The organism is Tenacibaculum halocynthiae (assembly GCF_964512825.1).
GTDB lineage: Bacteria > Bacteroidota > Bacteroidia > Flavobacteriales > Flavobacteriaceae > Polaribacter > Polaribacter halocynthiae.
In genome coordinates, this window is sequence record NZ_CAZELG010000012.1 from 55,636 (window position 1) to 80,824 (window position 25,189).

27 protein-coding genes are annotated in these 25,189 nt (G+C 28.9%); 8 read left to right on the forward strand and 19 right to left on the reverse strand.

All coding sequences use genetic code 11. The annotated features are described in order from the left end of the window. Positions 1 to 77 precede the first annotated feature (77 nt). The 3 genes from ACKTTQ_RS03605 to ACKTTQ_RS03615 form a co-directional block, all read right to left on the reverse strand. Positions 78 to 998 carry a tryptophan 2,3-dioxygenase family protein gene (locus ACKTTQ_RS03605; protein WP_093869698.1) on the reverse strand — a complete coding sequence of 307 codons (921 nt, stop codon included), beginning with the start codon at positions 996 to 998 and terminating at the stop codon, positions 78 to 80. 166 nt (positions 999 to 1,164) lie between these two features. Beyond that, positions 1,165 to 2,328 (reverse strand): 4-hydroxyphenylpyruvate dioxygenase, encoded by a 1,164-nt coding sequence (gene hppD / locus ACKTTQ_RS03610; RefSeq protein WP_093869697.1) that lies wholly within the window; start codon positions 2,326 to 2,328, stop codon positions 1,165 to 1,167. Positions 2,329 to 2,476: 148 nt separating this feature from the next. Continuing rightward, a complete protein-coding gene (locus tag ACKTTQ_RS03615) occupies positions 2,477 to 3,634 on the reverse strand; it encodes a homogentisate 1,2-dioxygenase (protein ID WP_093869696.1) in 1,158 nt (385 codons plus the stop codon). A gap of 290 nt (positions 3,635 to 3,924) precedes the next feature. Between ACKTTQ_RS03615 and ACKTTQ_RS03620 the strand changes: the two genes are divergently transcribed. The 7 genes from ACKTTQ_RS03620 (at position 3,925) to ACKTTQ_RS03650 (ending at position 11,701) form a co-directional block, all read left to right on the forward strand. Further along, positions 3,925 to 6,333: a TonB-dependent siderophore receptor gene (locus ACKTTQ_RS03620; RefSeq protein ID WP_408048430.1), complete on the forward strand. Its 2,409-nt coding sequence runs from the start codon at positions 3,925 to 3,927 to the stop codon at positions 6,331 to 6,333. 124 nt (positions 6,334 to 6,457) lie between these two features. Further along, positions 6,458 to 6,787, forward strand: a complete 330-nt coding sequence (locus ACKTTQ_RS03625; protein ID WP_093869694.1) for a hypothetical protein — start codon at positions 6,458 to 6,460, stop codon at positions 6,785 to 6,787. Positions 6,788 to 6,789: 2 nt separating this feature from the next. After that, entirely contained in the window at positions 6,790 to 7,092 is a 303-nt protein-coding gene (locus tag ACKTTQ_RS03630; protein WP_093869693.1) for a hypothetical protein, read from the forward strand. After that, positions 7,092 to 9,158 (forward strand): PepSY-associated TM helix domain-containing protein, encoded by a 2,067-nt coding sequence (locus tag ACKTTQ_RS03635; protein WP_408048431.1) that lies wholly within the window; start codon positions 7,092 to 7,094, stop codon positions 9,156 to 9,158. The genes ACKTTQ_RS03630 and ACKTTQ_RS03635 overlap by 1 nt, the downstream gene beginning before the upstream one ends. Positions 9,159 to 9,165: 7 nt before the next feature. Next, a complete protein-coding gene (locus tag ACKTTQ_RS03640; RefSeq protein ID WP_408048432.1) occupies positions 9,166 to 9,831 on the forward strand; it encodes a class I SAM-dependent methyltransferase in 666 nt (221 codons plus the stop codon). 2 nt (positions 9,832 to 9,833) lie between these two features. Beyond that, complete coding sequence (locus ACKTTQ_RS03645) at positions 9,834 to 10,379, forward strand: flavodoxin (protein WP_408048433.1); 546 nt, start codon at positions 9,834 to 9,836, stop codon at positions 10,377 to 10,379. Between the two features lie 185 nt (positions 10,380 to 10,564). Beyond that, positions 10,565 to 11,701, forward strand: coding sequence for a DinB family protein (locus ACKTTQ_RS03650; protein ID WP_299133137.1), 1,137 nt, complete (start codon positions 10,565 to 10,567; stop codon positions 11,699 to 11,701). A 26-nt stretch (positions 11,702 to 11,727) separates the two neighbouring features. Here the strand turns inward: ACKTTQ_RS03650 and ACKTTQ_RS03655 are convergent, their stop codons facing one another. The 11 genes from ACKTTQ_RS03655 to ACKTTQ_RS03705 form a co-directional block, all read right to left on the reverse strand. Beyond that, positions 11,728 to 12,063 (reverse strand): 2Fe-2S iron-sulfur cluster-binding family protein, encoded by a 336-nt coding sequence (locus ACKTTQ_RS03655; protein ID WP_408048434.1) that lies wholly within the window; start codon positions 12,061 to 12,063, stop codon positions 11,728 to 11,730. A gap of 6 nt (positions 12,064 to 12,069) precedes the next feature. After that, positions 12,070 to 12,417, reverse strand: a complete 348-nt coding sequence (locus tag ACKTTQ_RS03660) for a hypothetical protein (RefSeq protein ID WP_113786153.1) — start codon at positions 12,415 to 12,417, stop codon at positions 12,070 to 12,072. Between the two features lie 12 nt (positions 12,418 to 12,429). Next, on the reverse strand, positions 12,430 to 13,329 hold the full coding sequence (locus ACKTTQ_RS03665) for a sterol desaturase family protein (protein WP_233487119.1): 900 nt from the start codon (positions 13,327 to 13,329) through the stop codon (positions 12,430 to 12,432). 73 nt (positions 13,330 to 13,402) lie between these two features. Beyond that, positions 13,403 to 13,723 (reverse strand): hypothetical protein, encoded by a 321-nt coding sequence (locus tag ACKTTQ_RS03670; RefSeq protein ID WP_408048435.1) that lies wholly within the window; start codon positions 13,721 to 13,723, stop codon positions 13,403 to 13,405. Positions 13,724 to 13,771: 48 nt separating this feature from the next. Next, complete coding sequence (locus ACKTTQ_RS03675; RefSeq protein WP_093869685.1) at positions 13,772 to 14,827, reverse strand: NAD(P)/FAD-dependent oxidoreductase; 1,056 nt, start codon at positions 14,825 to 14,827, stop codon at positions 13,772 to 13,774. A 131-nt stretch (positions 14,828 to 14,958) separates the two neighbouring features. Next, complete coding sequence (locus ACKTTQ_RS03680; RefSeq protein WP_093869684.1) at positions 14,959 to 15,195, reverse strand: NifU family protein; 237 nt, start codon at positions 15,193 to 15,195, stop codon at positions 14,959 to 14,961. A gap of 6 nt (positions 15,196 to 15,201) precedes the next feature. Then, complete coding sequence (locus tag ACKTTQ_RS03685; protein WP_093869683.1) at positions 15,202 to 16,332, reverse strand: Mrp/NBP35 family ATP-binding protein; 1,131 nt, start codon at positions 16,330 to 16,332, stop codon at positions 15,202 to 15,204. Positions 16,333 to 16,488: 156 nt separating this feature from the next. Beyond that, positions 16,489 to 16,824, reverse strand: a complete 336-nt coding sequence (locus ACKTTQ_RS03690) for an MGMT family protein (protein ID WP_093869682.1) — start codon at positions 16,822 to 16,824, stop codon at positions 16,489 to 16,491. Between the two features lie 3 nt (positions 16,825 to 16,827). After that, positions 16,828 to 17,439, reverse strand: a complete 612-nt coding sequence (locus ACKTTQ_RS03695) for a LysE family transporter (protein ID WP_408048436.1) — start codon at positions 17,437 to 17,439, stop codon at positions 16,828 to 16,830. Between the two features lie 12 nt (positions 17,440 to 17,451). Beyond that, entirely contained in the window at positions 17,452 to 18,123 is a 672-nt protein-coding gene (gene trmB, locus ACKTTQ_RS03700; RefSeq protein WP_093869680.1) for a tRNA (guanosine(46)-N7)-methyltransferase TrmB, read from the reverse strand. Positions 18,124 to 18,135: 12 nt separating this feature from the next. After that, a complete protein-coding gene (locus tag ACKTTQ_RS03705; RefSeq protein ID WP_093869679.1) occupies positions 18,136 to 18,354 on the reverse strand; it encodes a DUF6341 family protein in 219 nt (72 codons plus the stop codon). Between the two features lie 42 nt (positions 18,355 to 18,396). Here ACKTTQ_RS03705 and ACKTTQ_RS03710 point away from each other — a divergent pair, with 42 nt between their 5' ends. Beyond that, positions 18,397 to 19,302 carry a DUF6427 family protein gene (locus ACKTTQ_RS03710; protein ID WP_408048437.1) on the forward strand — a complete coding sequence of 302 codons (906 nt, stop codon included), beginning with the start codon at positions 18,397 to 18,399 and terminating at the stop codon, positions 19,300 to 19,302. 2 nt (positions 19,303 to 19,304) lie between these two features. Here ACKTTQ_RS03710 and upp read toward each other — a convergent pair whose 3' ends face one another. The 5 genes from upp to ACKTTQ_RS03735 all read right to left on the reverse strand — a co-directional run bounded on the left by upp (position 19,305) and on the right by ACKTTQ_RS03735 (position 25,151). Continuing rightward, positions 19,305 to 19,958: a uracil phosphoribosyltransferase gene (gene upp, locus ACKTTQ_RS03715; protein WP_113786157.1), complete on the reverse strand. Its 654-nt coding sequence runs from the start codon at positions 19,956 to 19,958 to the stop codon at positions 19,305 to 19,307. 83 nt (positions 19,959 to 20,041) lie between these two features. Then, positions 20,042 to 20,590, reverse strand: a complete 549-nt coding sequence (locus ACKTTQ_RS03720; protein ID WP_408048438.1) for a hypothetical protein — start codon at positions 20,588 to 20,590, stop codon at positions 20,042 to 20,044. 74 nt (positions 20,591 to 20,664) lie between these two features. Next, entirely contained in the window at positions 20,665 to 23,040 is a 2,376-nt protein-coding gene (locus ACKTTQ_RS03725) for a TonB-dependent receptor domain-containing protein (RefSeq protein ID WP_408048439.1), read from the reverse strand. A gap of 140 nt (positions 23,041 to 23,180) precedes the next feature. Further along, positions 23,181 to 24,308 (reverse strand): helix-turn-helix domain-containing protein, encoded by a 1,128-nt coding sequence (locus ACKTTQ_RS03730; RefSeq protein WP_408048440.1) that lies wholly within the window; start codon positions 24,306 to 24,308, stop codon positions 23,181 to 23,183. 69 nt (positions 24,309 to 24,377) lie between these two features. Beyond that, positions 24,378 to 25,151: an alpha/beta fold hydrolase gene (locus ACKTTQ_RS03735; RefSeq protein WP_408048441.1), complete on the reverse strand. Its 774-nt coding sequence runs from the start codon at positions 25,149 to 25,151 to the stop codon at positions 24,378 to 24,380. Positions 25,152 to 25,189: the final 38 nt, after the last annotated feature.

Consider the following 25,189-nt stretch of genomic DNA (forward strand, 5'->3'; position numbering starts at 1 on the left):
CTTATGAAATTTAATAGACAATTACCATTCCAAAAATAAAAAACCATTAATTCAATAAATTAATGGTTTTTTATTTTTTAAAAGGTTCCCCAATTTTTCAATTCTTCTTCACTCCATAAATAAGGAAAAAATATTCTACGCTGGTATTTTGGATGCATATATTTGCGCCAATTACTTCCTCCTGTTGCTTCTAAATCTTTTTCTCCACCACCTAAATATTTTCCTGCAGCATTATAATGTGCCATTACCCATTTTACATTTACAGTATAATCATAATGACGCATAGCTTTTACTAATTCTTCATTCTTTTGAACATCCTCAGGTAATTCTTTGAATTTTTTAGACAAATTACAGTCATTGTAATCTTCCATAAACTCAATAAACTCTCCCATATATTTTTTCTCGAAAAGCTTTATAAGTATTGTTTTCTCTCCTGTTTGATGATTTTTACCAGCCGCTTGCCAATACAAATGCTCAAACGCATTTTTAAAAGATGAATCTCGATCAATTGTATCTCTATATCTAACATCAATCAAGTTAATTAACTCTGTTGAAGCAAACTCTATTTTACGATATTGCGCACTTTGAAACCCACTAGCTGGTGCCAAAGTATTTCTAAACTTTAAATACTGATCAACATCCATTCCTTCTCCCATTACACTAAATGAACTGCACAGCATATCAAAATACCTGCTTACCCTCATTAAGTGTTTTGAAAATTTTTCTGCTGTTATTACTTTTTTTGAAAGTGAAATTTGATCAATTTCCCATAATATCATTTTAAACAACAGTTCATTTACTTGATGATACATGATAAAAACCATCTCATCTTTTTCTGTTGTTCTAGGAATTTGTAAACCTAACAAAGCATCAGTTTGGATATAATCCCAGTATGTAATAGGTGTACTATGCAACAATCCTTCTAACATAGTATTTAAAGGTACACCTAATTTTTCATACTTCTCTTCTAATGCTTTTAATATATCGTCTTTACTCATTTATCTATTTTTTAATTAAAATTTATTTTATATTCTGATTAAAATAAATTTTATGAGAAAGGTGATTTAATATTTTTAAAAATCTGATTCATTTTTTTATAAAAAAGAGAACCAAGAATTTAGAGTTTTATCTTTTTCTTGGTTCTGTTAATCTTAAGATTTAGGTTTAGAGCGTTCCTCTTTTTGCTTGTTCTCTTTCTATAGATTCAAACAACGCTTTAAAATTACCTGCTCCAAAACCTCTTGCTCCCATTCTTTGAATTATTTCAAAAAACAACGTAGGTCTATCTTCAACTGGTTTTGTAAAAATTTGTAATAAATATCCTTCTTCATCAGCATCAATCATTATTGATAGCTTTTGTAACTCACCAATATCTTCTTTCATCATATCTCTATGCTCTCCTAATCTATTAGGAATATCATCATAATATGCTTGTGGTGGTGGTGGTAAAAACTCAACTCCTCTTGCTTTTAATTGACTTACAGTAGAGATTATATCATCAGTAGCTACTGCAATATGTTGCACTCCTGCTCCTTCATAGAAGTCTAAATATTCTTCAATTTGAGATCTTTTCGCTGCTTTAGCTGGTTCATTAATAGGAAACTTAATACGTCCGTTTCCATTAGACATCACTTTACTCATTAAAGCTGAGTATTCAGTATGAATTTGCTTGTCATCAAAAGACAAAAAGTTTTCAAACCCCATTACTTCTTCATACCATTTAACCCAAACATCCATTTGGTTCCACCCTACATTTCCAACCATATGATCAATATATTTTAATCCTACTGGCGTTGGGTTATAGTCAGATTCCCACTTTTTGAATCCTGGCATAAACGTACCTTTATAATTTTTACGCTCAACAAACATATGAACCGTTTCTCCATAAGTATAAATTCCAGCTCTAACAACTTCACCATGCTCATCTGTTTCAACAGTTGGCTCCATATAAGACTTCGCCCCACGCTTGGTTGTTTCTTCATATGCGCTTCTTGCATCATCTACCCAAAGAGCTACTATTTTTACACCATCACCATGCTTCACAATATGATCATTAATAGGTGATTTACTGTTTAAAGGAGTCGTTAAAACTAAACGTATTTTATCTTGAACTAATACATAGCTTACTGAATCAGTAGAACCTGTTTCTAAACCTTTGTAGGCTAATGATTGAAAACCGAATGCCGTTTTATAAAAGTGTGCTGCTTGTTTTGCATTACCAACATAAAACTCTACATAATCTGTTCCTAACAATGGAAGGAAATCTTGTGCTCCTTCAAATATTTTTTCTAAACCGTAGTTTACTGATTTTACTTCTTTTTTACTCATAATAAAACCCCATCCTAACCTTTCTTTGACAGAAAGAAACTCTTAACTGGGAATTAAAAGTCTTTAATTTTTTATTTATTAAACTATAACCTATGTTAAAAAGAAATAGTTTTATTCACCTTATACTCAACCACTAATACTGAACTAATTATTCTAACCAAGATTTGTAATAATCTTCATCTGCAATTTTCATTGCCTCTTCAGTAACTTGTAATGGTTTAAATGTATCAACCATTACAGCTAATTCTTCAGTTTCAGTATGACCAATACTTCTTTCAGCTGCTCCTGGGTGTGGACCATGAGGAATTCCCGCTGGATGCAAAGAAATATGACCTTGATCAATATCATTCCTACTCATAAAATCACCATCTACATAATATAAAACTTCATCTGAATCTATATTACTATGATTATACGGTGCAGGAATTGCTTTTGGATGATAATCATATAAACGTGGCACAAAACTACAAATTACAAATGCATTAGTTTCAAAAGTTTGATGAACTGGTGGTGGTTGATGAATTCTACCAGTAATTGGTTCAAAGTCATGTATAGAGAACGCATATGGAAAATTATAACCATCATAACCTACTACATCAAAAGGATGAGATGCATATACCATTTCTATAATTTCTCCTTGTTTTTTCACTTTAATTAAAAAATCACCTAACTCATTATACGTTTCTAGTTCTTCCGGCCTTCTTAAGTCTCTTTCACAAAAAGGTGAATGCTCTAGTAATTGACCAAACCAGTTTCTGTAACGTTTTGGTGTATATACAGGTGAATATGATTCTACAATGAATAATCTATTATTTTCATCATCAAAATCTAGTTTATAAATAATTCCTCTAGGAATCACTAGGTAATCTCCGTATTTGAACTCTATGTTCCCTAACATTGTACGGAGTTTCCCTGTACCTTTATGAATAAAAATTACTTCATCAGCGTCTGTATTTTTATAAAAGTAATCTTTAGTAGACTCTTTCGGAGCTGATAAAATTATATTACAATCTGAATTTGTTAATACAACTTTTCTACTTTCTAAATAATCATTTTCAGGAGGAACTTGAAATCCTCTGAAACGATAAGATTGTATATTATTAGCTTTTGCTATTTTTGGCGCAACTGAATACTGTTTACGAATCTCTTTGACCATTGTTGGTCTATGTTCATGATAACTATTAGTAGACATTCCGTCAAAACCAATAGTTCCAAATAATTGTTCGTAATACAAACTTCCATCTTCCTTACGAAATTGAGTATGACGCTTTGGTGGAATTTTTCCTAATTTATGATAAAAAGGCATATTTATTTTAGTTTAAAGATTAATACTTAAATTTTTATTGTCTTTAAACTTTATTATTCGGGATTTCTCTTTATGAGAAACTTTAGAAGTATAAGCAAGTCTTCAAAAGGACTACAAGCCATCATAATTTATAATTCTTCTTACAAATATACAGAATATTCTATCTATTAAATATCGAAATTTCAAAACATTAGTTTTTTTTATTTAAATTTAATCTAAATAAGTTTTGTTGTTACATTTTAATGAAATATTTTTGCTGAATTAAATTTTATTAAATCTAAATAAATACAATGAAAGGAGTAATAACTGCCATTATACTATTTTTAGTAATGGCTCATTCTGTAGCGCAAGGGGGATCTATCAGCGGAACAGTAGTAGACAACAATAACGAACCTTTAATAGGTGTTAACGTAATAATTAAAGGAACTAAAAATGGAACTCAAACAGACATTGATGGTAATTTTAAATTAAACACTAACAATAGAGGTGAAAAAACACTTGTCATTTCTTATATCGGATTTAAAACTAAGACTTTAGTAACCGATGGAAATTCAAAAAAATTAACAATTACAATTTATGAAGGAAATGAATTACTTAATGAAGTAATTGTAGACACAAATAGAAAAAATAAATTTTCGAGAAAAAAATCAGCTTATGTAGCAAAATTACCTTTAAAAAATATTGAAAACGCTCAAGTTTACAGTACTGTTACCAATCAATTATTAATTTCTCAATCAGTTATTAGTTTTGAAGAGGCGCTAAAAAACACTACGGGTGTAGAAAAACTATGGTCATCAACTGGTAGAAGTGGTGATGGTGCAGGTTATTATGCAATTCGTGGTTTTTCAATTCAACCTCAACTAGTAAATGGAGTACCAGGAATAACAAATGGATTTATTAATCCTGATAATGTTGAAAGAATTGAAGTTGTTAAAGGACCATCTGCTACTTTGTTTGGAAGTACTGTGACTTCTTATGGTGGTTTAATTAATATTGTAACTAAAAAACCCTACAAAGGAACTGGAGGAAACATTACTGTTGGTGGAGGTTCTTTTGGGTTTAAAAAGTTAACAGTTGATTTTAACACGAACCTTGAAGATAACGAGGATATTTCATTACGATTTAATGCTGGATATCAAACTGAAGATAGTTTTCAAGATGCTGGATTTAGAAAATCTTTATTTTTAGCTCCTGCCATTTCTTATAAAGTAAATAATAGGTTAACATTAAACTTTAACTATGAGCTTTCATCTACTGATCAAACTAACCAAGCTTTTTTATTTTTAAATAGAGGAGCTGCGCTAACTTTTAAAAATTTAGGTGAACTAAATTACGACAGAAACAAATCATTAACTAGTAATGATATTTCTATTAAAAACCCAACTCAAAATTTCAGAGGAGAGATTGCTTATAAAGTTTCTGATAATTGGTCATCACAAACAATTATAGCTGGTGGTAATGCTAAATCCAAAGGACATTACACTTATTTATATAATCTTCGCTCAAATTTATTCGGTTTATATGCTCAACAAACAGATGCAGAAACTAATACATTAGCATTACAACAAAACTTTACTGGTGATTTTAAATTAGGAACTATTAGAAACAGAGTTGTAATTGGTGTTGATTATTTAAAATCTCAAATTATGGATAACAGTTCTGGTTTCAGAGGAATTAATGTTACAACACCACAAGGTCAATTAATTCCAGTACCAGCAGCTTTTGGTTTCGCAAATTTGCCTACAAATCAAGCTAGCCTTAGTGCTGTTTTAGCAAATGTTCCAAGATCAAATACTGATATTAATCAAGATGTTCTTAGTGGATATATTTCAGACGTAGTAAATATTTTACCAGAATTATCTGTTATGGCAGGAGTTCGTTATGATAGATTCAAATATGATGGTGATGCAAACGATGCTACTGATGATCAAAAAGCATATTCAAAATCTACTTTTTCACCTAAGTTTGGAATTGTTTACCAACCTATACTGAATCAATTATCAGTATTTGCTAATTATCAAAACGGCTTCTCATACGTAAACCCAGAAATAGTACCTATTGATGTAGCTAACCCTGCTGCTGGAACAAAATTACAATCATACGATTTAGAACAAGCTAACCAATTAGAGTTTGGTGTAAAAACAAACTTATTCAATAATAAATTAGAAGCTTCTCTTAGCTACTATGATATTACTGTAAAAGATAAAATAATGGGATTCGGTGCTAGCAAGCAACAAGACGGAACTGTTAATAGTAAAGGTTTTGAGTTAGAACTAAATGCTAATCCTATAGAGGGCTTAAACCTTCGTGGTGGATTTAGCTATAATGATGCTAAAGTAACAAAATCAGTTTCTAGGCCAGATTTAATTGGAAAACGTTTAGCTGAAGCTGGTCCAGAAACATCATACAACTTTTGGGCTGATTATAAATTCTTAGAAGGAATTGCTAAAAACTTTGGTTTAGGTTTCGGTGTTAATGGTGCTAGTGATTATAACACTATGGTTGGTTACCCTATAGCTGGTGATTTTATTCTTCCAGCATACACCATTTTTAATGCTTCTCTTTACTATGAGCATGATAAATTTAGAATAAGTGTAAAAGCAAACAATTTAACTGACAAAGAATATTATAAAGGTTGGAGTACGGTAACTCCGCAAGCACCTAGAGCATTTTTAGGAACTTTAACATATAAATTTTAATAATAATTTTCACATAAATTGTGTCTATTATAATTTGAATTGTCATTTATTAAATGCGAGCATAACTCATTGTTTTTGAACTTTGAGTTATGCCTTTTTAAATAATTACATAAATAACTTAAAGATGAATACAGTTATACTATTATTAAATTTTATGAGTGTTTTTATGTTATTAAACACTTCTAAGGAAGCAATTTTGCATAATAATTTATTAGAGAAGTTGATAAAAAACAATGCCTTAAAAGTTAAAATTATTGGCCTTATAGTAGTCCTACTTTCTTTTACTACTTCTGCAGTAACATATGGAATAACTACTGGTATATTAATAAACTTAACTCTTTTATTATTAACTCTAAGCATACTCATACTTTTTAACCCTATTAAGGAAGCAAATTATAAATTTCTCATTCTTCTTTTTATAATAAGTTTAACTATAGAGTTTTTAACATCATAAACATGCCTGCAAACACTAAATATTTAACAAAATCACCTTCACAACAATTCGCTAAAGTATCAGCAGGAGTTTTAGGTGGTTATATAATCAGTGCATTATTGCATATGGTTTTAGCACTATGGTTACCATATTCAAAAGAAATAATGGTTACTTCAATCTTTAGTACGTTTATAGTATGGTGCGCTTGCTTAATTATTCCGTTTCTATTTAAAAATGGATGGAAAGCTTGGGCTTTATACTTAATCATTTCCTTGCTATTATACATAGCATATTATTTTGGTAACCAAAACAATCCCTTTTTATAATGAGCAATCGAAACTACAATGTTTTTTTTAACACGCACACTATTAGTGGAATTGTAATTAGTGTTGCTTTATATATAATATTCTTTGCAGGTGCTTTTGCTTTATTTAAAGAAGAGATTCAACTCTGGGAAGAAGGAAAATCGATTAGTCATACTGAACGAAAAAATATAAATTACGATGATATTTTATCTTCGTTAGATAAAAATCACGAATTAACAGGAAGAGATTTACACATTAATTTTGGAGAAAAAAGCGATCATATTTTTGTTAATATGACTGCAAGTAAAGACACATTAGCTTCTACTAAAGGAAAGGTTCCTAATTATTTTTATGTAGATATTAAATCAAAAGAAACCAAATCTTATATTGAACAATATAGCCTTGGAGAATTTCTATATCGTCTTCACTTTTTTCAACAGTTTCCTGTTATAGGTATTTATTTAGCCGGTTTTGTTTCCTTATTTTTTTTATTTGCTATTGTAACTGGTGTCATTGTACATTGGAAAAAAATTATTCCTAAATTTTATTCTTTTAATCCTAAAGCAATTTTAAAAAAGGTTTGGACTGATGCTCATACAGCACTTGGAGTTATAGGTTTACCCTTTCAATTTATTTTCGCTATTACTGGAACCTATTTTGGGTTAAGCATTTTAGTATTACTTCCTGCTAATTTTTTATACAATGGTAATCAAGATAAGTTATTAGAAGACTTACGTCCTGAACGTAAAAACTATGAATGGGTTTCAACATCAAATGAAGAGATGCCTAGTTTTAATTCTTTTGTTCAAAAAACAGCTGATCATTGGGAAGATTTTCACCTTACGCAAGCGTTTATAAAAAATTATGGTGGTGTAAATATGAAATATACCATAATTGGTGAATTAAAGGAGAGTAATCGTTTTGTTGGAATAGGAAGATTAATTTTTGACCCTTATACTGATAAAATAGAAGTAGAGAAAAATCCAAATAATTTAAATTATAATGAAGATACTCAACGTGTATTAACACGTTTACATTTTGGTGATTATGGAGGGTCATTTATCAAAATCATCTATTTCATTCTTTCATTAATCACTTGCTTTGTCATTATTACTGGCGTTTTAATATGGATTGAGGCTCGTAACAAAAAAAGTATGACTATACGTCAACGTTTATATACTGCAAAAGTTGGACATATTTACCTTTCCATTTGTTTATCTATGTTACCCGTTACTGCGTTAGCTTTTTTATTTGTAAAACTCACCAACGGATATTATACTGACAAACAAACTAGTATCTACTATTTTTACTTTATTACTTGGCTAATATTTATTGCTTTTTACAGATTTAAAAGAGACAATTACTACACCAACAAAACATCTTTATTGCTTGGTACTATTCTTGGATTTTTAATCCCAATTAGTAACGGTGTTATAACTGGGAATTGGGTTTGGAAAACATACATCAATCATCAATTTGAAATTTTATGTATTGATTTATTATGGACTTTCATTGCACTCTTTTCATTGCTGTTTTACTTTAAAATAAAACCAACTATTAAAACTAAAAGTGCCTTTTCTAAAGCACCTATAGATTATAAAAACTTAAAAGCTTTAAAAGAGGAAGAAGCTTTAAAAAACAATACAACTCCTCAAAATAAAACTACTATTAACACTAATACACAAATACCAATGAAAACAAAAATTTCACTTTTATGGATATTCATCGCTATCGGATTTATTTTTCATCATATATACGGTTTAGCAACAGTATTTTTTAACGAGTCTGTCTTTATTGAAGGATCAACAGGAGAAACACCATTCTGGGCCCACCAATGGCGTATTTTAATGGAAGGACTAGCACTTACATTTGGGTTATTAACTATTGAAGTTTCTAAAAAGTGGTATATCTTAACATCATTTGTCTGGGCTATTATTTTAGGCTTATTTAATGTTTATCACATTATTACTGCTGTTATATATGAAGCCTCAAATATATCTGAGATTTTAATTTTATTATTATTAGTCATAGCAAATGTGTTTTTGATTAAGAACATAAACGAATGGAGAAAAGAAACTATTAACTAAAAATACAATGGAAAAGAAGCTCACAAAAGAAGATTTAAAAGAAATAGAAAACCAATTGAGTTGCCCTAATGGTTCAAAAGGTATAGAAATTGCAAACTCTATGAATGTTAATAACATTAGCATGACCAAAACTTCTATTGAACTTCTAAATATTGCTAACAATGATATTGTTTTAGAAATTGGCCACGGGAACTGTGGCCATCTGAAATACCTTCTAAACAAAGCATTGAATATTCATTATATAGGTTTAGAAATTTCTAAAACAATGAATCAAGAAGCTATACTTAATTCAAATAATATAGATAGCGCTATAAATGCATCTTTTCAACTATATAACGGGGAAAAACTTCCTTTTGAAAACAATTCAATAGATAAAGTTTTTACAGTAAATACAATATATTTCTGGAAAAAACCAATAGCTTTTTTACAAGAGATCTCAAGAGTTTTAAAAAAAGACGGTGTTTGCATTTTAACTTATGCTAAAAAAGAATTTATGAAAACACTTCCTTTTGTAAATTCAAAATTTAAACTATATACAACTGAAGATATAAGATTATTGTTGAAAAACACTCCCTTTAAGATAACTAATACAATACATAAAACAGAAAACATAAAAAGTAAAACTGGTGATTATGTAAATAGAGAATATACATTAACCATATTAAAACAATGAACATGAATAATAAAATAGGAATAATTTACGGATCAGACACTGGTATGACAGAAGAAATTACTCATAACATTGTGGATGAATGGAATGTTAGTAATGTTGAAGTTATAGAAGTTTCAAATGCAAGCTTGTCAGATTTTGAAAAATTTGATTTTTTAATTTTGGGGCTTTCAACATGGTATGATGGGGATTTACAAAGCGACTGGGAAAGCTATTTTGATGAATTTAAAACTATTGATTTTTCAAACAAAACAGTTGCCATTTTTGGTTTGGGTGATCAATATGGTTATGGAGAGTATTTTATAGATGGTGTTGGTATGCTAGCCAAAGTTGTTATTGCAAATGGTGGAGAAATAATAGGAAAATGGTCTACAAAAGGCTATGATTTTACCGAATCAAAGGCTGAAATTATAGGGGAAAATTTATTTTATGGCTTAGCTATAGATGAAGACAATGAGCCAGAACTAACTCAAAATCGTATTAATAACTGGTTAGCCATTTTACAAGAAGAATATAATAATGTTACTGTTGAATTAGCTCTTGGAGGCTAATTCAACTTCTAAGCTAACTACTTTTAGTTTTATCTATTATCACTTCAATTGATATTTCATAAAAACCAAGAGGTAAACAATTAAATCAATAGTTTATTTATATTTTAACTTTTCTATTAAGGTTTTCTTTAAAAATTATATTTTCGCCTAAATTTTTAATTCACTTAACATAATTATTTAAAACCATGAAAAAGTTATTTTTTATTTTCTTTTTATTCAGTTTCTCTATTTTTTCTCAATCTAAAAAAGAAATATCTAGAAGCTGGACTTCTTTTACACAATCTATTGATATAACATCTGATTCTGAAATAAAATTCAAGTTAATTGGAAGTATTAAAGTTGAACCTGCTGACAAAATTGCTTGGGCAGGCTTATGGGCAAGAGTAGATACAAAAAACTCTGAACGAGGTTTTTTTGATAACATGCAAGATAGAGGTGTAAAAGATAACAATTGGAAAGAATACACCATTGAGGGTACTTTGAACAAAAACTCTAAAAGTTTAAATTTTGGGGGATTATGTATTAATAATGGTAAGTTTTATTTTGACAATATAAAATTGTTCATAGAAGATGAAAATGGAGAATTTAAAAAAGTTAGCATTCTAAATAGTGATTTCGAAAAAAAAGTAGCTAATCAAGAAATAAAAAGCTGGAGAGAATCTACTAATAAGAAAAAAATTAGACGAATAAAAGAATTTAAATTATCATCTAGTTCAGATGCAGTTTCTGGTAAAAGATCATTATTAATCATCGGTTCAGGTATTAAAGTTCCTGAATACGAGTATGGTAAAATAGGTAAAAAGGATGCTGAAAATCCTCAAATTGACAATATGATTTCTATGCTAGAAGATTTAAAAGCTAGAGTTCATCGAATAGTAAAAAACTTACCTCTTGAACATGTTGATCACTTACACGATCCTAAAGCAAATCGTATTGGTGCATTGGTAATGCATTTAGCTGCAGCCGAAGTTTATTATCAGAAATACACGTTTGGCAAATCTGTTTTTGAAGAAAAAGAACCTGAATTATGGAAAGCTGGAATGGATTTAGATGAAAAAGGTAGAGAAATACTTAAGGGCAAACCAATAAGTTATTACTTAGAAATATTTGATGCAGTTAGAAAAAAAACTATTGAAGAATTACGAAAAAGAGATGATAAATGGTTTAAAGAAGTAAACCCTGGAAAAACATTATCTAATCAATGGTCTTGGTTTCACATTATGGAACACCAATCTAGTCATTTAGGTCAAATTTTATTTTTAAGAAAAAGATTACCTCCAATCAAAAAAGAAGTAAAGATCAAAGAACAAGTTAAAAATTAAATTTAACCAACAATAACACAGTTGAATTAGCTCTCAGGAGCTAATTCAACTTCTAAACCATCCATTTCAGGAGTCATTTGTATTTGACACCCTAAACGACTGTTATCTTCTACATCAAAAGCTTCAGCTAACATTGCATCTTCATCATCAGTCATTTCAGGTAATTCATGATTAGATTTCACATAACACTGACATGATGCACACATTGCCATACCTCCACAAATACCTATTGTACCTTCAGGAGCTAATTCATAAGAACGAACAACTTCCATTAAATTCATTGCCATATCAGTAGGTGCAATAACCTCATGAGTAACCCCTTCCCTATCAGTAATTTTTATTTTTATATCCTGAGTATCCATTATTAATTATATATATAATTGTAATCCAAAAAGCTTAAATAAAGGAGTTGTAGCAACTAATACTATTAAAACATATATGATTGCTTTAACCCAAATTGAAGTACTCTCTCCTATTAAATAATTGCTTTCTATAGTTCTTTCTTGTAAAAGAATATCTTTTGAATCGTAAATTGAAGCACTTACATTTAACTTGATTGTTTGGCAGCTTGATATTTTACCATAATACCAAATCAATAAACTAACAACAATGCATGACCCTAAAAAAAAAGCAAATAAATCATAACCTGACAAGCCCGTTTTATAACTTAATCCCAAACAATTAATTACTCCTAATAAATCAGCATTTAAATTCATAGTTTACTTTTTTTAACAATTCACTTTCTTTTTTCTCAAAGTCTTTGCTCTTTTATCTTCTCCGTCATGGCTCCAACCTGGTGAGTTAAAAATATAATTTAGCTTATCTTTCAACTTACTAGCTCTCTTAACATCCTTCCAAATTGCTCCATATTCATGAGTTGCTACTTTAATAGGGTTGAATGTTTCAATATTTACTGTTAATCCATATACAGGTTTATCAATATTGGTTAATTCTTTAGAAAATGTGCCAAAAATTCTATCCCAAATAATTAAAATTCCTGCATGATTACAATCCAAATAACGAATATTTGAGGCATGATGAACTCTATGATGTGATGGTGTATTAAAAATAAACTCAATTGGTTTAGGCAACTTATTTACTAACTCTGTATGTACAAAAAACTGATAAATTAAACTTACTCCCATCATAATAAACATCATTAATGGATCAAAACCTAAAAGAGGTATCCATAACCAAAAGAAAAACTTATGAACACGTTCACCAACTCCTTGACGCAATGCTGTTCCCAAATTCATATGGATTGATGAATGATGCGGTACATGGCCAGCCCAAAATAAACGAACTTCGTGATTTAAACGATGAAACCAATAATACGCAAAATCATCTGCAAATAATAAAATAACCCATGCCCACCATTGACGTTGAACGATATCTTTCAAAGGACTTATTTCATGTAAATAGAAAAAAGCTACGAAAGCAAGAATCTTAGGAATAAATTCAATTATTGCAGAAAAAACCATCATTAATAACGAAACGCCAGTGTCTTTACCATGATATTTTTCTTTTGCAAATTGATATTCAACCAACATTGAAATAAAAAATACTGGTAATGCAAAATATAAAAGCTTATCGCTTGCTAATTGTTCTATGTAATCAGTTAATGTCAATTATTTTTCTCTTAATATAAATTCAACTTCCTTTCTTAAGATACTTTTTTAATGTGTTGTTTAAACAAGTTATTTATAAAAAGTATTCAATACCTAATAACTCATGCAAAGGAGTAATAATAACTATAAAAACAAAAGCAATTACAAATAAATCAACCCAAATAGAATTTTTATCTTTTGTAAAGTAATTATTCTTTCCTTGTAAAAGAATGTCTTTAGATTTATAGATTGGAATATCTAATTCAAAAACAGTAGCCTCTTCCTTTCTTTTTATAGGTTTTTCTATATATTTAAGATAAGAAATTAAAATAAATAAAGAACTTATAACAAAAACATCAAAACTTGTAATCAAGTTTTCAAAAGGATTAATTATTAAGAAATTTAAAGCAATCATATTTTTAATTTAATTATTATCTAAAGTAAAACTTAAACTCTAATTGAGTTACTCAATTTTTTTAACTACAGCTTTAGGCGCCTCTTTTCTAGTCCCATCAAAACCATCAACACCACCTACAGTAGTATATTTCATTACATATTTTTTATCTGGGAAAATTCTTTTATAAGCGCTTTGGCACATCAATGTTGCTTCATGAAACCCGCATAAAATTAACTTTAATTTACCAGGATATGTATTAACATCACCAATTGCGTATATACCAGGAATATTAGTTTGATAATCTAATGCATTGTTTACTTTTATGGCATTTTTTTCAATTTCTAATCCCCAATCAGCAATAGGACCTAATTTTGGAGATAAACCAAACAATGGAATGAAATGATCCGTAGGTAAAGTAAATGCTTCTTTATCTTTTTGTTCAACTATAACACCTTCTACCGTATCAGTACCAACTATTCCTTTTACTTCAGCTGGTGTTATTAACATTAACTTTCCAGCATCTTTTAACTCTTGTACTTTGTCAACAGAATCTAATGCTCCACGGAATTCATTTCTTCTATGAATTAAAGTTACAGATTTAGCTATATCAGTTAAGAATATTGACCAATCTAAAGCAGAATCACCACCTCCAGCAATTACTACGTTTTTATCACGATACAACTCAGGCTCCTTAATAATGTATTCAACTCCCTTATCTTCAAAATCAACTATATTTGGAATAGGTGGTTTACGTGGTTCAAAACTTCCTAACCCACCTGCAATAGCAACTATTGGTGCTTGATGTTTAGTTCCTTTATTTGTAGTAACAATAAAGCTTCCATCATCTTGTTTTTCAATAGTATCTGCTCTTTCTCCTAAAGTAAACCCTGGCTCAAATTGTTTAATTTGCTCCATTAATTTATCTGTTAGATCACCTGCTAATATTTCTGGGTAAGCTGGAATATCATAAATTGGCTTTTTAGGATATATCTCTGAGCATTGACCACCTGGTTGTGCTAAAGCATCAATTAAGTGACATCTAAGTTTTAGTAGCCCTGCTTCAAAAACCGTAAATAATCCTGTTGGTCCTGCACCTATAATTAATATGTCTGTTTGTATCATTTCTTTTACAAAAATATTCTTTTTTTATACTGAGATTCCTGTCTTAAAATATAAAGACAGGAATATTTTTTAAATAATTAAATGTTCAAATTTACAGTGTAAACTTAAATTAAAAACTGATTTATATCAGCCTATGCTACATTAATCACCTCTTTAATTTCTGGTGCATATTTTTTAATAGTAGCTTCAACTCCATTTTTCAAGGTCATTTGATTTACTGAACATCCACTACAAGCACCTTCTAATTGAACTTTAACTGTATTTTCTTCAATAGATAACAACTTAATATTTCCTCCATCACTTACTAAAAAAGGACGAATTTCTTCTAAAGCTTTCTCTACGTTATTTCTTGTTTCTGTTGCTGCCATAACTACTTATTTTGTACTACAACCACTCATTGTTGTTATTCTAACAACTTCTGTTGGTGGTAAATTTGCATTTCTTTTTAATAATTGTGAAACCATTTCTTTTGTAGCGTTTGTAAACGCTTCAGCTAATGGTGTGTTTTCTTGTAACGCTACGGGATGACCCACATCACCTGCTTCACGAATACTTTGCACTAAAGGTATCTCTCCTAAAAAGCTTGTATCTATATCTTCTGCTAAATTTTTAGCTCCTCCTTGACCAAAAATATAATATTTATTATCAGGTAATTCCGCTGGTGTAAAATACGCCATGTTTTCAACAATTCCTAATACTGGTACATTGATGCTTTCTTGTTTAAACATTGCTACTCCTTTTTTAGCATCAGCTAAAGCAATATTTTGTGGAGTACTAACTACAACTGCTCCATTAATTGGTACAGCTTGAACTATTGATAAATGTACGTCTCCTGTTCCTGGAGGTAAATCAATTAATAAGAAATCTAGCTCTCCCCAATCTGCATCAAATATTAATTGATTTAATGCTTTTGAAGCCATTGGGCCTCTCCAAATAACTGCTTGATTAGGGTCTGTAAAAAAACCTAAAGACAATAACTTTACTCCATAATTCTCAACTGGCTTCATTTTTGAACGCCCTTTAACATTTACAGCTAATGGTTTTTCTTGAGCTACATCAAACATTAAATGTTGTGAAGGTCCATACACATCCGCATCTAAAACACCAACTTTAAATCCCATTTTTGCTAATGAAACTGCCATGTTAGAAGTTATTGTAGACTTCCCTACACCACCTTTACCAGAAGCTATAGCTATTATGTTTTGGATATTTGGAATTTCTTTTCCTCTTATTTGATTTGGGTTTTCTTTAGGCGCTACCTCAACTTTAACGTTTACCTTAACGTCTATCTTTTGATCTACATGCTCATGAATTGCTTTCATGATTTCAACTTCAATTTTCTTCTTTGCTTGTAAAGATGGATTATTGATTGTAACATCTACTATTACCTCTTCACCAAAAGTTACAACATTCGTTACATTTTCGTTTTCTACTAAACTTTTACCTTCTCCTGGAGCAGTTATTGTTTCTAACGCTTTGTATATATCTTGTTTTTTAAAACTCATTTTGTCATTAACTTTATACAACTAGCTTTAAACAGGTTGTTTATATCTATTTTATCTCAGCTACAAAGATACGTTTTAGCCCTTAGAAAATAAAGCCTTTAAATTAGGAATATTTATAAGGCAATAAGTAGTATTTATATAGCTTATCATCTTATTTTAACTCAATTCTTCTAAAGGATTCCAAAACACATTTTTAAAATTTTGAATTTGGTTATCAACAACTTCAATCCCTTCGCTTTCTAACAATTGCTGCATTAAATTTGTTCCATCAAAATGATGTTTTCCAGTAAGAAGTCCTTTTCTATTCACTACTCTATGTGCTGGAACTTCTTCTTTTTGATTACTTGAGTTATTCATAGCCCACCCAACCATTCTTGCAGATTTGGCCGCTCCTAAGTAGGTAGCAATTGCACCATAACTTGTTACTTTACCATAAGGAATTAAACGTGCTACATCATACACTCTTTCAAAAAAATTATCTGATTTGCTCATGCTTTAAAAATACGATATTAAAAAAGAGTACAAAGCAACTAAGCTCATTACAATTCCAATAAAAACATTGAAATATTTTGTTACCCTTAACAAATTGTTTTTAAACTTATTAACCAAAAAAACATAACTTGATAGTACCAAAAACACTCCTAATACAGAGCCTAATCCAAAAAAAATAGTTGAACTTGTCGTTTTCATTAGCCAACCATACATTAAAAAAAATTTGTACTCTACAATAAAAAAAGGAATGGCAAACATATTTATTAAAGACAGTACCATTCCTAAAGAAAAGCTATTTTCAATATATACTCTATTTTCTGATGTTTTTTTGGTAAGTCCTTTTTTAATGAAAACTATTGAAAGTATAAAAAAAACTATTGCAGCAATCTTTTTAAGATAAGCAATTAGTTCAGGGTATTTATTCAAAAAAGACATTAATGAAATTGAAACAAATAATTGAAGAACTACAATTAATAAAACTCCTAAAATAAACTTATGAGCTTCATTTTTACTTTTCTCTAACCTTATCTTGCTTGCTGTAATATTTAACATGCTCGGAGACATGTAACCAATGTAAGATGTTACAAAACCAAGAACCAAGTTAGACAAAATCATTTTTAGGTGTTTTTAATATTTCACCCTAAATTTGACGTATGTTATTGGTTTTCCTTTCTCCAAATATTGTTTTTCGTAAAAAGTTTGAGTACCCGTTACTTCCTCTGGCGAGTAATAATCTTTATATACATCATGATTAGCATGCAATATTTCATGCCCTTCACCATGCAATAAACCTAATGTATAACCATGCATAAATTCACTATCAGTTTTTAAATTAATAGTTCCTTCAGGCTTTAATATATGGTTATACTTCTTTAAAAATTCAGAATTTGTTAAACGATGTTTTGTTCGTTTATATTTTATTTGTGGGTCTGGAAAAGTTATCCATATTTCATCAACTTCATTTTCAGCAAAAATAAAATTAATTAATTCTATTTGTGTTCTAATAAAAGCAACATTTTTCATGTTGTTTTCAATAGCAGTTTTTGCACCTCTCCAAAATCGAGCTCCTTTAATATCAATTCCAATAAAATTTTTATCTGGATTTTTTTCAGCTAGTGCTATTGTGTATTCACCCTTACCACATCCTAATTCTAAAACGATAGGATTTTCATTCTCAAAAAAGCTTTTCCACTTCCCTTTGTGCTGAAAGTTGTCTATTACTTCTTCTCTTGTAGGTTGAATAACGTTAGGAAACGTATCATTTTCTTTGAAACGTTTTAATTTGTTTTTACTTCCCAATGTATGTAGAAATTAAGCTTTGTCTTCTATTCCTTCATTTTTGAAACGTAAAGATTCTTTCATCCAATACGCTAATAAAACGATAAGAACTAACAAAAACACCCAGTTTATAAGGTTAGAAGTCCACCAACCAGCATCTGATTTTGCCACTTCTAAGCGTAACCACTTAAATGGTGTTAATATGAATTCAAAAAAATCTCCTATTAATCTAAAAATATTTAAACCTAACATAACTTGATTATCTTTACGTTTGCAAAAATATAAAAAGAATCGATGTTAGCCAATTTTTTCAGCAAATCTAAGCCTGTAAATTTTATAGTGCTTTTTCTACTGTTTTTGAGTTACTATTTTGTAACCTTATTTTCGAAAAATATTACGCTTTTTTCTATTGGTAAAGAACTTTTTTTATTTATCGTGCTTTTTTCTATTTACATTTTTATAATCACTAAAAATGAAGTAACATACGATAATTCTTATGCCTTTCTTTTTTATACTATTTTAATAGGTTTTTTTATGAATAATATTGCAGTAGGTTCTGTTTTTTATGCCAACTTAACCATTTTACTTTTTCTTAGAAAAGTATACAGCTTACAATCTTCTAAAAACATTTTTCATAAACTTTTTGACGGAGGGCTATGGTTAGGTATTTCTTTTATAATTGAGCCATTTACAATCTTTTTTGCTTTATTACTTTATGCATCAACATACTTACATCAACGCTTTACTTATCAAACATTATTAACTCCTGTTTTAGGATTTATCTCTCCTGTTATTTTATATTTCACCTATTGTTTTTGGTATAATGCTTTAGAAAACTTTTTTCTACTTTTTTCTTGGAAGGCTCCTTCTGACTTTAGCTTATATTTAGAAAACGATTATTTATTTCCTATTGTTTTTATTGGTTTTTTTACATTATTCGCCATATTATTAAAAACTCCAAAAGCTTTGGCTGTTCTTAATCGTTTTAGAAAAAATTGGATCTTAGTTTTATTTCATCTTATTGTTTCTGGAGCTGTATTTGTTTTAATACCAAACAAATCAGGTATTGAATTTTTATTTTTATTATTTCCTACATCAGTTATTTTAGCTAATGGACTAGAAATATTTCAAAAAAAATGGTTTGCTGATGTTTTCATTATAGTATTTGTAATTGCTTCAATTACTGTGTTTTTTCTATAACTTTACATTTTAACTCCAAATGCTAAATCGCCAGCATCACCTAAACCAGGTACTATGTAGCCTTTTTCATTTAAATTTTCATCAATAGCTGCTATCCATAAATCTGTATTATCAGGAAAATACTTTTTTATATAATCAACTCCATCAGATGACCCAATAACTGATACAATATGTATTTTTTTAGGACTTCCATATTTTTTAATAGCTTCATGAACTGCTACTAAAGATTTACCAGTTGCCAGCATTGGATCAATTAACAATAATGTTTTATCGTTTATAGATGGCGAAGCAAAATACTCTACCACAATTTCAAATGCTTCATCATTATTTGGATGATGCCTATAAGCAGAAATAAAAGCATTTTCTGCATCATCAAAATAATTTAACAAGCCGTTATGAAGAGGTAATCCTGCTCTTAAAATTGAACACAATACCACATCATTTACCGGAATCTCTTTTTTCTTTTCACCAAGCGGTGTTGTTGTTGTTATTGAAGAAAAGTCTAATTTTTTACTTAACTCATATCCTAATATTTCTCCTATTCTTTCAATATTTCTTCTAAAACGCATTGCATCTTTTTGAACTGAAACATCTCTTATTTCTGATAAGAACTTGTTTAAAATAGAATTTTCTTGAGATATGTGGTGTATTTTCATAAAAAACAGATTTAACGCTAAAATACAAAAAAGAAAGCTTTACTATTAACTAGTAAAGTTATTAAAACATATCGTATTTTCTTTTAAAATCTATACCCTACTCTAAAGCCTAAGTCTACTCCAGTTCCTCCTTCATTGAAATCAAAATCATAAACATATCCTACTCCAACAGAAAATTCATATTCAAAATTTTTAGCAAAACTTCTCCTTAATCCCCATTTTGGAATCACTGTAATATGCTTATGTACATAACTATTATAATTTGAAATTGTAAATAAATTAGGGTTATAACTTGTTTTTAAACTAAAATAGTTACCGTTATTATTTGCTGTTTTTTTATTAAGTTTTGTTCTTCTATTTAAATTATGATAATATCTAGGTTCTACAGAAATTGTAGGAAATAAAATATAACCTGTTTTTGGATAAGAAGTTCCTCCCCAAATGCCCATATTTAATCCTAACTCTGTTCTTAAACTTATAGTATTTGATAGTCTCGCTTCATTGTAGCCCCAAATTCCAAATAAACCTGCTTGAACGCCAAATATTGACTTTTCTACAGAAACTTCTTTCTCTTGAGCAAAAGATGAGACACTTAACACAATAGCAATTAAAAATAATAATTTGTTTTTCATAATAGTAGTAATTTGTAGTTTTAAACAGCCTGTGATTAAACAATAACTATACCATAAAAAATTAAAAAACATATTTATTGAGTTCTATTTTTCTCATCTTCATTACCAAAATCTCTCTTATTTTCTTTTACTTTTCTATTTCCAAAATCATACGATAATCCCAGTTGAATACTCCTTGAACTTGGATTATTAAAATATGTTTGTTTTATCCCATTTACAATAGATTCATAATTGTTTAAACTAGCAGTATTTAAAATATCATTTGCAAAAATTGACATTTTTATATTACTCTTCTTAAAGTTATGTTGTAAACCAAAAGACAAGTTATACATACTGCCAACACTATATAAACCAGTGCTAACTTTTGAATTATACCAAGAGTTAACTTGTAATTTTGTGTTTTCGGAAAGTAAAAATGTATTATTTGATGAAACACGTACTCCAAATCCATTTTTAGGTTGTGAACCGACTTCTTTAGTAAAAGTAGTTTTATATCCTACAAAAGTTATATCATTTTGACTTTCCCACCAAGATATTTTATTATACGAAAAACTTTCTGTGAAACCATAATTATATTGATTATAATAATTCTGCCTTGTTACTATTTGAGTTTGGTTAACTTCATTTGAAGTAAAAACAGTACCCCTTCCTTCATTTGTGCTATTAAAAAAAACACTAGAAATTAAATTTCTCTTATATGAATGTGTTAACTCAAAACTATCTGTAAAAGAAGGTTTCAAAAAAGGATTTCCTTCGCTATAGCTATTATCACTAACATATACTCTAAATGGATTCAAATTACCAAAAGAAGGTCTACTTATTCTTTTACCATAAGAAAAATTAAAGTTATTAAAGTCATCCTTTGAATATGAAATGTAAAGAGTAGGAAATAATTTAGTGTAGTTATTATTATTTATCTGATTAATTGTCAAGTTCATTCCTTCCGTTATTGTATTTTCTATTCTTAAACCAAATTGTAACTCTAACTTATCATTTAATTTAGTGTTTCCTGATATGTAACCTGCATAGTTATTCTCATTATATTTAAATTCATTAGAAATATTTTTATCTAACACAGGAACTCCAGTAATAGTATTAAAAAACAAAGCATTACTAGTAGAACTAACAAAACTAGCTTTTACTCCGAATGACAAGTTCACTTTGTTTAAAGGGTATTCTACATCTATTTTTGAACTAACGTTTTTAACTTCTTGAGTTGATAAATTTAATCCTGCTGAATTTATCCCAATAAATGAATTATTCCCATCAAAAGTTTCTGTAATAAAATCACGTTTTTTATCAGAAACATATTCAAAATAATCAACATCAAAAGATATATTTTTCTTAGAGTTCTCAAACTTTTTTATTCCATGAAAATTAAAACTGTTATTTGTATTATTAATATCAAAATCACCTTTATTTACCAATCTCTTTTCTAATTGATTATTTGAATTATAAATACTCGATGTGGTAGTTGGTAAGTAATCAGGCTGTCCAAAACCACCTAAATACTGTACTCCCAAAGTAAATGTTTTTGACACTTCATAATCAACTAAAAAACGCCCAGAAACATTATCCTTTTTTGACTTATTATCAACTTCCATGTTCCAGAAATTTGATGGATATGCAATTTGCAAATTTTCAAAATTTAGAAAACTTCCTTTGGTAACATTTATACTAGCCGTCAATGAAATCTTATTTTTATTTAAAAAGAAGCTATTTCTAAGACTGGCATAATTATACTTATTCTTATTATACGTTAAACTAGTAGTGTTTTTCCAAGAGTTTTGTACTCCTTTTTTTAAGATAATATTAATTAAGCCTCCATTTCCTGCCGCTTCATACTTTGCTGGCGGATTAGTAATAACTTCAATACTCTTTATCTCATTAGCTCCTAACCCACTTAAAAAATCAATTAACTCTTCTCCTCTCAAAGGTGAAATTCGCCCATTTATCATTATTCTAGAAGCACCTTTTCCTATAATTTCTATAGCTCCATTTTGAACCTGTACTCTTGGCGAAACTTTTAAAATCTCAAACCCATTTCCTGTAGAGGCTACAATACTTTTTTCTACATTAAAAACTAACCTATCTACTTTTCTTTGAATTACTCTTTTTTTTGTTTTTACAACAACCTCATCTAATGTTTCAGCGTCTTCATTTAAGGTAATTTTTCCTAAGTTTAAATTTTTAGAAACAATCAATTCCTTACTCCAACTTTTATAGCCTAAAAAAGAAATCAGAATTGTATAAGTTCCTTCTTTTACTTTAACACTAAACTTTCCATTATCATCAGTTGTAGCTCCAACTATTATTTTATTTGTACTATTTTTTATAATAACATCAGCAAATGCAATATTTTCTGTAGCATCTTTTACAGTACCTACAATTGTTTGAGAAAATGTACTTATTGATACAAATACTAAAAAAGTTAAAATTAAGCGTCTCATTTTATTTTGTTTTTATTTCGATGAGACAAAAGTGCACAAGTGTATAAACCTATACGACCGAAAACGCAAAGTCGAACTGATTTTCACTAAAAAAATCAGTTCGACTATTTTTTAAAAACGTTCGACTTTACGTTAAACCTTTAATTTACAGAAGACTTTCTGTATTGAGTTGGTGTTAATCCTGTATGTTTTTTAAATGCGGTATTAAAAGATGATTTTGAATTAAAACCAACTTCATATAAAATTTCAAGCACAGTTTGTTTGCTTTTCGAAGTATCTTTTAAAATATTTTTTGCTTTTTCTATACGATATTCATTTACAAAATCGAAAAAGTGTTGTTTTAAATCTTGGTTTATTAATACCGATAATTCTCGCATAGGTATTTTTAATTGTTCGGCAAGATTTCTAATAGTTAGTGAAGGATTTAAATAAGGTTTTTCTTCATTCATATAATCTTTCAATAGCTTAATTTGTTGATTATTTTTAGCTTCTCCACCTACATTCCCTTTCATTTCTTTTGATGTATTTAAGTTTACATCAACTCCTCTAAATAATTTAGGCGAATTTAACGCCTTAAACACTAACCAGAATATAAAAAACACTCCAAAAAGTAGGGTCACTATTCTAAGTACATCGGTAGTTTCTGAAGAATAAAATCCCCTAGAAACGTTTTTAATAACTGTGATAATTTGTCCAATGGTTAATAAAACTAATAATTGCTTAAGCCAATTGTAATTTTTAAAAGCATTTTTATCTGTATAATTTTCTAATAATAATTTTCGATATCTAATCACATAATATATTTCAGAAAACAGATAAGCTAGAGAAACTAAATATCCAAAAATATTTAAAAATTTTCCTTCCGGTTTTTCATCATAGCTATTAAAAAAATCAAGCTTAGTAGCATTATCTGCTAAAAAAAAGTTTGGCATTAAAACTATTATACCTAATAACCAAGGAACAGCATAAATTAAGTGTATTTTTTTTAACTTGAAATTTGAATAAATAATTGATAAAATATATAGAAAAAGTAATGGGTCTTTAAAACTAGATATCTTTATTCGTAACATTTCTATTGCTAATGGCAGCTCTATAAAGTTTGAATAAAAAAAAGCACTGATATCAATTGCTGTAACTACTAAAAAAGCAGCCAAAAGATAATTACTTGTTTTTTTTTCGGTTTTAACTGTAAATAAGAAAACAGAAAAAAACAGAAAAAGTAATACTATAATAACACCTAAAACACTTATAATTGATGAATTATCCATGATTCAATTTACTTTTCTATATTTTAAAAACATTCAATTCAAATATAGCTCTTATTCTTTTTTATAAAATCAACTTCTTATAAATTCTAATAAAGTTTCAAGTAATTCTTTCTTATTCTCAATATGACTCATATGCCCATTATCTAGTACCTTCAAATCTGTATTAGTTCTTGTCGCTTCTCTTTTTATAGATTCGTAATTTAAAATAGGATCTTCTTTACCTGCAATAATTATTCTTTTTTGTATTTGTTCTAAAACTTCTTCACTATTTTTTCTTAATCGCATGCCTTCATTGGAAGCCATATAACCTCTTACAGGAGTTTTTAGAGCTTCATTTAACACTTTTTCTATTTCATTAGAAAAAAGTTCTTTTGATGTTGAAGCAAATAAATTATTTATCGCCATTTTAACCATCATATTAAAGTTTTTCCGAACTATTTTATTTGCCTTTTCGCGAATTTCTTTTCGTTCATCATCATCAGGTTGTGCTGTTGAGTTCATTAAACAGATTCCTTTAACATTCTTAAGGTATTTATTAGCAAATGCTAATGAAACATATCCTCCCATAGAATGCCCTACAAAAATAGCCTTACGAATTCTCAAATGGGTTAACACTTGCTTTACTGCTTCGGCCATATCTTCCATAGTATGTACATACCCTAAACAATCTGATTTTCCATGCCCCAGTAAATCAATAGTTATAACACGATTTCTCTTTGAAACTTCTTCAACAAGTCCATTCCACATTGTTAAGTTTTCTAAAAAACCATGTAATAACACAACAGTACTACCTATACCCTTTTCCGTATAAAAAATATTTACTCCTTTATATACTACAATCATTTTTAACTTATCTTCGGCAAAGATAGCCTCATTGTAGC

Excerpts from the sequence above, each read along its gene's own strand:
- ACKTTQ_RS03605 (WP_093869698.1), bottom strand. The coding sequence starts at position 998 with ATGAGTAAAGACGATATATTAAAAGCATTAGAAGAGAAGTATGAAAAA.
- hppD (WP_093869697.1), bottom strand. The coding sequence starts at position 2,328 with ATGAGTAAAAAAGAAGTAAAATCAGTAAACTACGGTTTAGAAAAAATA.
- ACKTTQ_RS03615 (WP_093869696.1), bottom strand. The coding sequence starts at position 3,634 with ATGCCTTTTTATCATAAATTAGGAAAAATTCCACCAAAGCGTCATACT.
- ACKTTQ_RS03620 (WP_408048430.1), top strand. The coding sequence starts at position 3,925 with ATGAAAGGAGTAATAACTGCCATTATACTATTTTTAGTAATGGCTCAT.
- ACKTTQ_RS03625 (WP_093869694.1), top strand. The coding sequence starts at position 6,458 with ATGAATACAGTTATACTATTATTAAATTTTATGAGTGTTTTTATGTTA.
- ACKTTQ_RS03630 (WP_093869693.1), top strand. The coding sequence starts at position 6,790 with ATGCCTGCAAACACTAAATATTTAACAAAATCACCTTCACAACAATTC.
- ACKTTQ_RS03635 (WP_408048431.1), top strand. The coding sequence starts at position 7,092 with ATGAGCAATCGAAACTACAATGTTTTTTTTAACACGCACACTATTAGT.
- ACKTTQ_RS03640 (WP_408048432.1), top strand. The coding sequence starts at position 9,166 with ATGGAAAAGAAGCTCACAAAAGAAGATTTAAAAGAAATAGAAAACCAA.
- ACKTTQ_RS03645 (WP_408048433.1), top strand. The coding sequence starts at position 9,834 with ATGAATAATAAAATAGGAATAATTTACGGATCAGACACTGGTATGACA.
- ACKTTQ_RS03650 (WP_299133137.1), top strand. The coding sequence starts at position 10,565 with ATGAAAAAGTTATTTTTTATTTTCTTTTTATTCAGTTTCTCTATTTTT.
- ACKTTQ_RS03655 (WP_408048434.1), bottom strand. The coding sequence starts at position 12,063 with ATGGATACTCAGGATATAAAAATAAAAATTACTGATAGGGAAGGGGTT.
- ACKTTQ_RS03660 (WP_113786153.1), bottom strand. The coding sequence starts at position 12,417 with ATGAATTTAAATGCTGATTTATTAGGAGTAATTAATTGTTTGGGATTA.
- ACKTTQ_RS03670 (WP_408048435.1), bottom strand. The coding sequence starts at position 13,723 with ATGATTGCTTTAAATTTCTTAATAATTAATCCTTTTGAAAACTTGATT.
- ACKTTQ_RS03675 (WP_093869685.1), bottom strand. The coding sequence starts at position 14,827 with ATGATACAAACAGACATATTAATTATAGGTGCAGGACCAACAGGATTA.
- ACKTTQ_RS03680 (WP_093869684.1), bottom strand. The coding sequence starts at position 15,195 with ATGGCAGCAACAGAAACAAGAAATAACGTAGAGAAAGCTTTAGAAGAA.
- ACKTTQ_RS03685 (WP_093869683.1), bottom strand. The coding sequence starts at position 16,332 with ATGAGTTTTAAAAAACAAGATATATACAAAGCGTTAGAAACAATAACT.
- ACKTTQ_RS03690 (WP_093869682.1), bottom strand. The coding sequence starts at position 16,824 with ATGAGCAAATCAGATAATTTTTTTGAAAGAGTGTATGATGTAGCACGT.
- ACKTTQ_RS03695 (WP_408048436.1), bottom strand. The coding sequence starts at position 17,439 with ATGATTTTGTCTAACTTGGTTCTTGGTTTTGTAACATCTTACATTGGT.
- ACKTTQ_RS03705 (WP_093869679.1), bottom strand. The coding sequence starts at position 18,354 with ATGTTAGGTTTAAATATTTTTAGATTAATAGGAGATTTTTTTGAATTC.
- ACKTTQ_RS03710 (WP_408048437.1), top strand. The coding sequence starts at position 18,397 with ATGTTAGCCAATTTTTTCAGCAAATCTAAGCCTGTAAATTTTATAGTG.
- upp (WP_113786157.1), bottom strand. The coding sequence starts at position 19,958 with ATGAAAATACACCACATATCTCAAGAAAATTCTATTTTAAACAAGTTC.
- ACKTTQ_RS03720 (WP_408048438.1), bottom strand. The coding sequence starts at position 20,590 with ATGAAAAACAAATTATTATTTTTAATTGCTATTGTGTTAAGTGTCTCA.
- ACKTTQ_RS03725 (WP_408048439.1), bottom strand. The coding sequence starts at position 23,040 with ATGAGACGCTTAATTTTAACTTTTTTAGTATTTGTATCAATAAGTACA.
- ACKTTQ_RS03730 (WP_408048440.1), bottom strand. The coding sequence starts at position 24,308 with ATGGATAATTCATCAATTATAAGTGTTTTAGGTGTTATTATAGTATTA.
- ACKTTQ_RS03735 (WP_408048441.1), bottom strand. The coding sequence starts at position 25,151 with ATGATTGTAGTATATAAAGGAGTAAATATTTTTTATACGGAAAAGGGT.